The organism is Candidatus Saganbacteria bacterium (assembly GCA_016223245.1).
In the GTDB taxonomy this organism is placed as follows: domain Bacteria; phylum Margulisbacteria; class WOR-1; order XYC2-FULL-46-14; family XYC2-FULL-37-10; genus JACRPL01.
The window spans coordinates 175,757-186,769 of sequence record JACRPL010000021.1; the positions used below are offsets into that span (position 1 = coordinate 175,757).

An 11,013-nucleotide genomic window follows, 5' to 3' on the forward strand; every position below is an offset into this window, starting at 1 on the left:
CATTGAGAACATTAAGCGGCATAGGTATATCTTCCTTGTATTGTTTGATGTTATATCTACAATTGTTTCATTGGTCCTGTCCATAATGATATTAAAAGGGAATCATCTTGCTTCGATCCTGATGTTCTTTTCGGTATATTGGTGGATAGCGCCATTGTTAATTGCCTTTCGGATCGGAACATTCAGGAATTTCGGGCTTTATCACTGGGCTTGGCAATATATGAGCGTCCATGAGGTGGTTTCGCTAATCAAGGCGATAATTACGAGCAGCTTATTGACCCTGTTAAGCATTATTGCTTTTGGAAACAAAGATTTTCCATTTTCTGTGATTATCATTGAAGCTTTATTCTGTTTTTCGTTTATAGGCGGGATCAGGCTGTCTATTCGATTGTGGAAGGAATCGCAGCCAAATATAGATTCTTCAAGAGAAGAAAAGCGGGCATTGATCGTCGGTGCCGGCGATGCGGGTGAAATGATCCTTAGGGAGATGCTTAAGATCCCGCAGATGAAATATAAGCCCGTTGGATTTATAGACGATGATCCAACAAAGAACAATATATTGATCCATCATCTTCCAGTTCTAGGAAAATGTGACGATATCCCAATAATTGTGGAGAAATATGAGATCGACGAAATAATCTTAGCCATTCCAACCGCGTCAAGCAAGCAGATCAGGCGTATTGTTTCATTATGCGAGGAGAGTCGCGCAAAATTTAGGATCGTTCCCGGTATATTTGAGCTTATAGATGGGACCGTTCATGTCAATCAAATTCGAAATGTTGAAATAGAAGATCTTTTGGGCAGAGAGCCAATAAATCTTGACATGAAAAGCATATCATCATATATTTCCGATGCAAATATATTGATTACGGGGGCCGGAGGTTCGATAGGCGCGGAGTTATGTCGACAGGTCGCGATGTATAATCCTTCAAAACTTGTATTATTGGGTAAAGGCGAAAACAGTATTTATGACATTCAATTGGAACTTAAAGAAAAGTTCCCCTTTTTGACTTTCTCGACTTATATCGCCGATGTCAGGGATTTTGACAGGATAAATAATATTTTCAAGGAAACAAAACCAGATGTGGTTTTTCATGCCGCCGCCAACAAACACGTGTTTTTGATGGAAAACAATCCCGAAGAGGCCGTATTGAATAATATTATTGGGACTAAAAATGTAGTGGATATCGCCGAGAACAATAATGTTAAAAAATTCGTTATGATCTCTACGGATAAGGCTGTGCATCCATCAAGCATTATGGGCGCGACAAAAAGGGCCGCGGAGATGATAGTTCAATTAAAGACTATGTCGGGAAGCAGTACGAAATTTGTTTCGGTGCGATTTGGCAATGTCTTGGGGAGTAGGGGAAGCGTTGTCCCGTTATTTAAAAAACAGATCGCATCAGGCGGGCCAGTTACTATTACTCATCCTGAGGCGACCAGATATTTTATGACGATCCCTGAAGCGGTCCAGCTTGTTATTCAGGCCGGGGCGATGGGAAATGGAGGAGAGATCTTTGTGCTGGACATGGGGCAACCTGTCAAAATAATAGATCTAGCAAAGGATCTTATTAGATTGTCCGGTTTCGAGGTCGGAGTCGATATCGAGATCAAATATGTTGGGTTAAAACCTGGAGAAAAACTATTTGAAGAGATATTGACGTCTGAAGAAGGAATGAAGACCACGAAGCACGAAAAAATATTTATTACGCCCCCCTCGAAAATTAATATTGATGCGCTAATGGCAAATATCGGGATATTGGAGAAAATGGCGCATGACGGACAACGCGATGAGATCAAGAAAAAATTGCGGGAGATCGCCGACTAAAAGTTTGCAAAGCAAACTAGTGTGAATTGTTGTAGAATATACGTATGTTTAAATCATGGTTCTTCCTGTTTGTAAAAGTTACCTCTGACGTTTTTTTTATCAATCTATCTTTTGTCTTCGGATATATGATAAAAAGCAGATCTGTAAATATTTTTGCTTCTCAAATTTCTCCATATTTTAAAGTGTTGATGTTTTTAACTGTTTTTTGGCTTATTATCTTCAATCTCGCAGGCATGTACAAGATGCAACTCGATATGAAAAATCGTGTCGATAATATCTTCTCCGTCTCATTTGGGGTTTTTTCCGCATCGTTTTTTACCTATATTCTAGTGGCATATATATACAGGGAGGCTATATATACAAAGGAGATCGTTATTTTCGGTTCAATTATTGGAGCATTGCTAATAAATCTCTCGCGATTTGTCATTTGGAAGATTTATTGCATGATGAATAATGAAAGAGCGTGACTTTAGGGATAAGGTTGCGATAATAACCGGGGCATCGGGTTCTCTGGGGCAAGAATTAGCTTTGGGGCTTGCAAGGCGAGGAGCAAGGCTAACTCTGGCAGCAAGAGGAAATGGACGATTGGAAGCTGTCGCGGAAAAATGTAAGGAATTAGGCGCCAAAGTCATCGTAGTTCCGACCGATGTTTCACAAGAAGACAATTGCAGGCAATTGATAAGCATGACTGTTAAACAATATGGCAAGATCGACCTGCTGGTAAATAACGCTGCCGTTACAGTAAAAAAATCTTTTCAAGAGTTAGATGACTTGAAATCATTTGTGCTGCTTATAGAAACTAATTTCTTCGGATGTGTGTATTGTACTCGTTACGCCCTCCCATATTTAAAAAAAACCAATGGGAGGATCCTTGGGATTTGCAGTATTTTGGGTAAAATTGCAACTCCTGGGAATACCGCATATTGCAGCAGTAAATTTGCTATGTCTGCGTTTTTTGATTCCCTTAGATATGAAATTGCTGGTGATAACGTCAGCATTACTATGGTATATCCTGGCTATTTGGCGGAAAAAATGAACTCATCGAAAGAACGGCAGAGCGGTATATGGAAAAAGATAACATCTCTTTTAAAGGTGAAAGCCAATGTTTGTGCAGAGATCTCTTTAAATGCGGCCGCTAAACGCAAACGGCAAGTTATATTGCCTTTTTATTCTGTTTTGAGCCTTTGGATCAGTTTATTGTTCCCCGGATTATTTGATCGAATTATTTCTATTGTCGGTAAAATACGAGAACCAGTGTAAAATAATCTTGGCATTGTCTTTTCCCTGCTTGCCCTGAGCCTGTCGAGGGGCTATAATATTCCCTTGTATGATCAAAAAATCGCCTAAGATTATTATTATTGGGGCAGGGCCCGTTGGTTGCTACATGGGGCAAATGCTAAAGCATTACGGATTCGATCCTCTCATTCTTGAAGAACATCCCGAGGTCGGCAAACCTGTCGCATGTGCGGGTATCGTCGGGAAAAATGTCTTTACAGACATGTTGCTTCCGATCCCCAAGACCTCGATAATTAATACCATAGACGGAGCCAAGATCTCTTTTAATGGATCGGCCTTTTTGCTTAGGCGCCCGTCGGTTGCTTATATTATAGATAGGGCGGAGTTCGACAACTCTCTTTCAAAAGGCTTAAATATCGAATTCAATACCAAATTCGAAGATGTTGAAAAGGACGGCCCGGGGTACAGGCTCAAAACAAATAATGGTGAATATTATGCCGATATTTTGATCGGTGCCGATGGCCCAAACTCCCGCGTCAGGAAACTTCTTAAGTTCAACCATAATATTAAGCTTTATAAAGGCTACCAATATAGGATCAAAATGGAAGTCCCTGATCGTGATCGCGTAGATGTCGGTTATATCAAGCCATTCTCCCTTTTTAATTGGATAATCCCAGAAGGCAACGGTGTTATAAGGGTGGGGACGATATCGGACAAACCGATCCATGAATTGGACGTTTTCATGAAAGCTCACAATATCCATGGAGATATATTAGAAAAAAATGCAGGACCTATTCCAATTGGGACTTGTGATCTGGTGAAAGATAACGCCGCACTGATAGGCGATGCCGCGTGCCAAATAAAACCGATCACATCCGGTGGCATTTTCTATGGCATGAAGTCTGCTGAAATATTGGCTGGTGCCATAAAGAACGGAGACTTAAGCCTTTACGAAAAAGAATGGGATGTGGAGTTCGGCAAAGAAATAAGATTTTGCCTTTTGATGCGATACGCTATGGAAAATATCGATTCAGAAGTTATTAAGAAAGTATTTGAGTATGTTAAGGAAAACGCGGGGCTTATCGAAAACGCAGGCGACTTTGAAAACCATTCATCGGTCCTATGGAGCCTTGTTGCTAACCCTAGAACTTATCCAACGATCGGCACAGTGCTTATGGGTCTCATCAAAAAGCCTTCGATCCTCTTCCGCCTGTTAAGACGAAGATAGGCAAAAAGCGATAAACATGCTATAATATTCTTTGTATGCCTGAAATCGTAGCTTCCATCCCCATCACGTTCGACAAAAGCCACCTGATAACCATTGGCGAAAAGTTGTATACCGAGAGCATTGAGCTCATCCGCGAATTGGTGAATAACGCGTACGATGCCGATGCAACAGATGTCCATGTTAATATTTCCGAAGATAAGATCGTTATAGAAGATAATGGCAGCGGCATGGATGAAAATGGCCTCCGCCAATACTTCAGCATCGGTTCAACAGAAAAAAAGAAGCACAATAAATCCCCGATTTTTAACCGTATCCGCATAGGCGAATTCGGGATCGGCAAGTTCGCCTCTCTAGCCGCTTGCGGGCATTTTGAAGTGACAACTCGAAAAGATGATTTTGCCGCAACCGTCATCTTTGACAAAGATGAATGGAACCAAAATGTGAACGAATGGGATTTGCCGTTAAGGCATGAATCGCCGAATATCCTAAAAAGCAACGGGACCCGCGTAACGCTGAGCAAATTATCAAAAAGATTCGATGCGGCGGATGTTGAACGGCGCATATTGGAAGGAGTCCCTATTAAAGCCGATAATTTCGGGGTTCATTTGAACGGCAAAAAGCTTTCCGCGCGTTTTGTCGCCGGCCAGCGGATTCCTATTTTTGAAGGCACAGAATACGGCCCGATCAGCGGCGAGCTTATTATCGTTTCAAACGCCACCTTAATGGTCGGCGGGGCTGGAATAGAAATCAAAGTAAAAGGTGCCACGGTAAAAAAAGACCTATTTGGAATGGAAACAAATTTCCCCCAGCTCAATCTTTTATCGGGCGAGATATATGCCGACTTTTTGCCCATCACTTCCGATCGGACAAATTTTATACTAGATTCCCCCGAATATCAAAGCTTCAAAAAATCAATGAAACAAGCGCTTGAAAGGGTTTTGCATGATATAAAATATTGGCAAAAGCAGAAAGAAAAACAAAAGATTAAAAGAGCCGTAAACGACGCGATAGAAAAAGTCCTCAACGCGTTAAAGAAAAATCCCGATCTTGCATCGCTAATAGGCCTGCCGATCAATGAGAACAAAGATCAGCCTGAAGCAAAAAGGATTGACGAACCTAAAAAACCCAAAACACTCAAAAAAACATCAGGGCAAAAACATATGGTTGCTAAAGTTTTAGGTCCTTCAGCCGTCATCACAAGGCTAAAAATGGGGCAAAAAGGAATAAGCTGCCAGCTTGACCATTTTAGCGCGGATGCCCCGGAAAGCTATACGGAAGGGTCGGTTATTTATATCAATTTGGACCATCCTCTATATGCAAGGGAAGCGAAAAATCGTGAAAGGCTAATAATGCATCTTGCACGGCTGCTTACGCAGGAAATAACCCTGTTAAAAAATCCAAAAAATGCCAGGCAGGCTTTTGACGCCCAAAGCAAGCTAATGACGGATGCTTTAATTGAAAACCATCTTGAAAACACAGCAAAAATGGGATAATAATAAACTGCTTGTACATTCTAATCAAATGATAATGATTATCATTATCAATACCTCCATAAATAAACTGAGTGCGACTCGCCATGTCCAGCTTCCTAAAAATAATTTCTAAAATAACCTCCCCCTAACTGAAATTTTCGCATCCTTTTGCCGATATACATATAGAATAGGATAGAATAGGAGGAAAACATGGTAATTCGCACCAATTTATTTAGACCTCGCCCGACGGATGGAATTGTTAAGAGAACGCTAGTCCGCGTTGGTAATTTTGTGGATAGGAATCCAGCGTGGGTTAAATATACTACCGTTCCATTGGCTTTTGCTTCTTTACCTGCTTACCTTCATCTGGAAATGGAAAGAATGGCTCCTGCGCTTAATCTTTTCCCAAATAATGCAGATGTATTGGTCTCATTATCATTTGTTTTTGTTGTGGCAGCTATCAAGCTTTCGCAGCGATCTGGAGGGAAAATAATAAATCCTATTGCAGATCCAAATGCTGAAATTGCAAAACTGACTGCTGAGCTTGGAGTTTTAAAAACAGACCATGAAGCATTAGCCCTGACAGCATCATCTCAAAGCAAAGACATTGCAACAATGACAAATAGAAACAATTTGCTTGCTGGCGAAAACACGAGATTGGCTGGTCAATTAGCTGACCTCGGAAGGCAGTTTGACGCCGCTAAATCAGAATTAGCAGTTTTGCAATCAGCCGCCGGATCCAGAAGCGGCCTCCCTCAAATCCCTCAAACAGGTCATGCGGAAATAGATGCTTTGCTTACGGCAATTAGTGATACAACAATGAGAGACAACATTGCACAATTGGCAGGAGATTCTAAATGGCAGGAGTTGAGCGATTTTCTATCAGCAAACGATTTATCAAAGATAGGAATAGATATAGCAGCCCAAAACGCAGCTGTCGGTAAAGTTATGGAACTGCTAATTGCTTGAATAAATAATTAGAGCCAAGAAGTTCCGACGTGACGTCGGGACGAGGAGAAAGAATATGGCCAAACCATTAGGTAAAGTTGAGTCGTTATTAAAATATGCTAGAGCTTCGCATATTGCTTCGGATCTAAGAACTAAGGCATTGTCCAGCATTGCTGCTATTACCGACCCAGCACACCTTCAAAAAATTGCACCGCATTTGCTTGCTCTAGCCGCTGATCCAGTTGTCGGTGAAAAAGCTTTAGGCGTATTGCTTGATCTAAGGATTAAAGCTGGACCTAACGTTTCATTAGGCATCGATGAAGAGATTGCAAGGTTAACATTAGGCCTTGAAGCAGCTCAACAACAACTTGGTAAACTAACCGCAGCATTGGGAGAACTTGGAATTGATCCAACATCGGCAGATCCGGTTGCTTCGATCAGGGCAACACTTAAGGCTGAGCCTGGCGCGGCGCTTAAAACAAGGCTTAATGACCTATTATTAAAGGAAGCAAGTGTTGATGGATTGAGAGTGACTCGCGATCAATTGGAAGGTGAAAATACTGGATTGAGAGCAAATGTTAGTAGGATCACTCTTGAACTCCACAACTTGCAAGATATCATGGCCGGAATAATGGGCGCTTTGGGAATGGATCTTGTAATTGACGTAAAACCGGAGCATGCAGCAAATATATTAAGAGTAATCGACAAACTAAATGACAAAGCTTCCGAAGTTGATAGCTTAAATAGGATCATTCGCGAGAAAATAGATGAGATCGAACGCGTCCAAGTAGAATTAAGAACAGCAAAAGAAGAGAATGAAAAAACGATTAATGCGAAAGACAGAAAAATTAATGATATTGATGAGAGGCTTCGTACAGTTTTGCAGAATTATGTCGAGGTAAACGCTCAATTAAGCGCAACAAGGCAAACAACTCCAAAAGATCTGGCAGAAGTTGCTGCATTAAGGGAAAAAGTTGCAAGGTTAGAAATAGAGGCAGAACAAAAAGCTTGGGAAGTTAAACATTTAAATGAATCATTAGAAACAGCCCGCCAAAGTCACGAAGCTATTGAAAGAACTTCTGCGATACGTATAAGCTTATTGGGCGGCGAACTGAATAGAGCTAATGCAGATAAAGCTGAAGCCGAAAGAAAATTGGCTGAATCTGAAGTAACCGTTAGAGAATTAAGAGCAAAGGTCGCAGGTCTAGAAGAAGAAAACCGTTCATTATTGGTTCAACTGCCGGAGACTCATGCTGAAACAATTGGATCAGCTTCCGAACAAAGGCCAAAACCTTTTGAAATTGGAAGACCATTTATACTACTTGGGAATGAGCCTCCTTTATTAAAAGGGCCGGATTTTGCCGTTGTGACCAACAAGGCTGGACGAAATCATAATGAGGATTCATCCGGATATTTAAGGCTTAATGCTGAGCAGGAGATCTTTGTTGTTTCTGACGGGATGGGCGGGCATCAAGGCGGGGAAACAGCCAGTAAGATGACAGTCGAGATCTATTTACAGTCACGAAAGAGCGGGAGATCCATGGTTGATTCCGCAAAAAGAGCCTGTAAAGCCGTTTATGAAAGATCCACTACCGATCCATTATTAAAAGATATGGGTGCAACGCTTACAGTGTATGAAGTTGACAGTAAAAGAAAAACAGTCGGCATAATGAATATAGGCGACTCAAGGGTGAAAGTGGTTGATGGCCCACATGAAGGGCGGGTATTAACAAAAGATCACCATATGAAATGGATGATGTTTGATATGGATCCTGCTAATGTTGGAAAAATATCTCTGATTGACGGCATGCCGGACACGGTTGTTGATGAAATTGAAAGGGGAGCGTCGCAAAATGCAATAACTTCCAGGATCGGCGGGAAAGCGACTCCAGATTATGTAGATCTTATTGTGATCCCATTTGAAGAATCTGATAGAGAAATAACACTTCTCGCTTATTCCGATGGTTTAGTTTATATAAAATTTAATGATGACGGCACGGTTAAAGTTGGTATGAAAGAAACAGATGTTACAGAAGTTGTTAATGCGTACATATCTGTTTCAGATGTTGTAGTCAACTTGCTTGCGAAGGCAAAGACCGCTAAGGGACCTAAAGATACGGATAATATAACAGTTGCGGCTTTAAGGAGAAATATCCGTTTGTTAAACGATGCAAAAGTAGTCAAAAGTTTTGTTCTTGATAATGCAACAGGACAGCTTGTCGAACAAGTTAGCGCACCATTGACGCCATGGCAAGTTTCAGCTGTATTAACTAGAACTTTTGCCGCAAATATTAAATTTGATATCAATTTCTTTGGTGTAAATTCCGGTGTTTTGGATGCAGGTACAGTGCAAAGACTTATGGAAGCGGTAAAATCCGCGGCTAATGCCAATAGCATCATGAAACTCTATTTGGCAAGAAGTGTTAATCCTGCTATCCTTGCGGCAAATCCAAAATTAATTGAACAATTGGGCAGACAGATCAAGCTCGATAGAAGCAAAGCAAACCAATTCATTTATATTTTTGCCGAAACCGATGCCGCAGGCAAGGTAATAAGACTCTTCGCGGATTTTAACAAGCTCGATCCATCCAGAGAGCATCTGTTTAAGTCGTAAGTAAGAAGCCCCCCCATTATGTGATATAATTATAACCTCTTAATAATAAGGGGGAATTCGATGAAAAAAGTGAAAAAATTAAATAAACTGCTTTTCTACTTCAAAAAACTTCCGCCGATCAAGCAATCCGAAGTGATGGATTATATTAAATGGCTCTGGGTTTCTCCAGACGAAGAATTTACAGGGGATGAATGGAAAAAAATTGAAAAGCTTTCCAAGCAAAAAGGGAAAACATTCGATACTTGGGATAAAGCAAAAGCATACTTAGATTTATTGAAGAAATAATGCGGTACGATTTCAAACCCTCATTTGTCCGTTGTTTCAAAAAACTGCCTCCGCAAAAACAAGATGCCGCATCTGAAACAATCGAAAAACTCAAAATATTCTATGAAACCAGGGAGATCGCAATAGGGTTGGGTCTGAAAAATCTTAAGAAGGATTATTGGGAGATACGGGCATCGCTAAAAGACAGGATATTGTTCAAGCTTATTGGAAATGCGGTCTATTTTGTTCTTGTCGGCAATCATGATGAAATAAAAAAGTTTTTGAAAAACCCATGAAACCTCTAACCTTCCAGCAAAAAAGCGAAAAACTCAATTTTGCATGATATAATTATTAAACTTATATAAAGGAAGGTGGGATCATGGCCGAAAGGATCTTCGAAAAAAATAAAATTAAATTAGTACAAATTCCCGAAAAAACGATAAAACATGTAGGTCTTCGTCCCGGAAGCTATGTTGAGGTATCCGACGATGGTTATCATATTATTTTGACTCCAATCGAGGAAAATTTTACCGACGAAGAATGGAAAAAAATATTATTGCTGAAAAAGGAAAAAGGAAGAACATTTAGATCAGGCAAAGCGATGTTAAAACACTTAAGAGGATTAATGAAGAAGTGAAATATGAGCGGAAGAATTCATTTAAGCGAATTTTTAAGAAGCTGCCGATCGAAAAACAAGAGAAAACTCTTGAAGCAATCCACGCATTGATCGCCTATTATGAATCTGGGATTAAAGCTGAAGGTTTAGGCCTAAAATATTTGCGCGACGATGTGTGGGAAATAAGATCATCGCTTAAAGACAGGATTCTTTTTTCTCTGGCTGGAGACATTGCAATCTTCCTTATTGTCGGGAACCACGATGATATTCATCGATATTTGAAAAACCTATGAAACCTTTAACCTTCCAGCAGATAGTAGAAAGACTAAATTCATATTGGGCATCACTTGGCTGCGCGATCAGACAAGCATACGATGTTGAGAAAGGCGCGGCTACCATGTCCCCTTCAACATTCTTTGGAGCACTTGGCGATAAAACATGGAATGTAGCATATATCGACCCAGTTCGCAGACCTACAGACGGTCGATACGGCGAAAATCCAAATCGTTTATTCCATTACTTCCAATATCAAGTGATCATGAAACCGTCACCTTTGGATATCCAGGATCGATACCTCGACTCGCTTAGCTCGCTCGGTATAAAGCCTGCAGATCATGACGTACGCTTTGTCGAAGATAACTGGGAATCACCAACTCTTGGCGCATGGGGGACTGGGTGGGAAGTATGGGCCGAAGGAATGGAAGTAACGCAGTTCACATACTTTCAAGAATGCGGGGGATTTCCGTGCAAACCAACTCCTGTTGAAATTACCTATGGATTAGAGCGCATCGCGATGTTCATCCAAAA

The 11,013-nt window shown here is 40.8% G+C and carries 12 protein-coding genes; all 12 read left to right on the top strand.

Features of this window, described 5'->3' with window-relative positions; translation table 11 throughout:
* Positions 1-85 precede the first annotated feature (85 nt).
* On the top strand, positions 86-1,828 hold the full coding sequence (locus tag HZC34_08075) for a polysaccharide biosynthesis protein (protein MBI5701778.1): 1,743 nt from the start codon (positions 86-88) through the stop codon (positions 1,826-1,828).
* 44 nt (positions 1,829-1,872) lie between these two features.
* Positions 1,873-2,295 carry a hypothetical protein gene (locus tag HZC34_08080; protein MBI5701779.1) on the top strand — a complete coding sequence of 141 codons (423 nt, stop codon included), beginning with the start codon at positions 1,873-1,875 and terminating at the stop codon, positions 2,293-2,295.
* A complete protein-coding gene (locus HZC34_08085) occupies positions 2,282-3,088 on the top strand; it encodes an SDR family oxidoreductase (GenBank protein ID MBI5701780.1) in 807 nt (268 codons plus the stop codon). The genes HZC34_08080 and HZC34_08085 overlap by 14 nt, the downstream gene beginning before the upstream one ends.
* Before the next feature lie 67 nt (positions 3,089-3,155).
* Positions 3,156-4,292, top strand: coding sequence for an NAD(P)/FAD-dependent oxidoreductase (locus HZC34_08090; protein MBI5701781.1), 1,137 nt, complete (start codon positions 3,156-3,158; stop codon positions 4,290-4,292).
* Positions 4,293-4,327: 35 nt separating this feature from the next.
* Entirely contained in the window at positions 4,328-5,785 is a 1,458-nt protein-coding gene (locus HZC34_08095; GenBank protein ID MBI5701782.1) for an ATP-binding protein, read from the top strand.
* A gap of 189 nt (positions 5,786-5,974) precedes the next feature.
* The gene (locus HZC34_08100) at positions 5,975-6,733 is read left to right on the top strand and encodes a hypothetical protein (protein ID MBI5701783.1); all 759 of its coding nucleotides are present in this window, start codon (positions 5,975-5,977) and stop codon (positions 6,731-6,733) included.
* Between the two features lie 55 nt (positions 6,734-6,788).
* Positions 6,789-9,326, top strand: coding sequence for a protein phosphatase 2C domain-containing protein (locus HZC34_08105; protein ID MBI5701784.1), 2,538 nt, complete (start codon positions 6,789-6,791; stop codon positions 9,324-9,326).
* 60 nt (positions 9,327-9,386) lie between these two features.
* On the top strand, positions 9,387-9,611 hold the full coding sequence (locus HZC34_08110) for a hypothetical protein (protein MBI5701785.1): 225 nt from the start codon (positions 9,387-9,389) through the stop codon (positions 9,609-9,611).
* On the top strand, positions 9,611-9,886 hold the full coding sequence (locus tag HZC34_08115) for a hypothetical protein (GenBank protein ID MBI5701786.1): 276 nt from the start codon (positions 9,611-9,613) through the stop codon (positions 9,884-9,886). Before HZC34_08110 ends, HZC34_08115 begins: the two co-directional genes overlap by 1 nt.
* Positions 9,887-9,969: 83 nt before the next feature.
* Entirely contained in the window at positions 9,970-10,227 is a 258-nt protein-coding gene (locus HZC34_08120) for an AbrB/MazE/SpoVT family DNA-binding domain-containing protein (protein MBI5701787.1), read from the top strand.
* The gene (locus HZC34_08125) at positions 10,224-10,499 is read left to right on the top strand and encodes a hypothetical protein (GenBank protein MBI5701788.1); all 276 of its coding nucleotides are present in this window, start codon (positions 10,224-10,226) and stop codon (positions 10,497-10,499) included. The genes HZC34_08120 and HZC34_08125 overlap by 4 nt, the downstream gene beginning before the upstream one ends.
* Positions 10,496-11,013, top strand: a 518-nt coding sequence (locus HZC34_08130) for a glycine--tRNA ligase subunit alpha (GenBank protein ID MBI5701789.1), incomplete at its 3' end; no start/stop codon positions are given. The genes HZC34_08125 and HZC34_08130, both read left to right, overlap by 4 nt.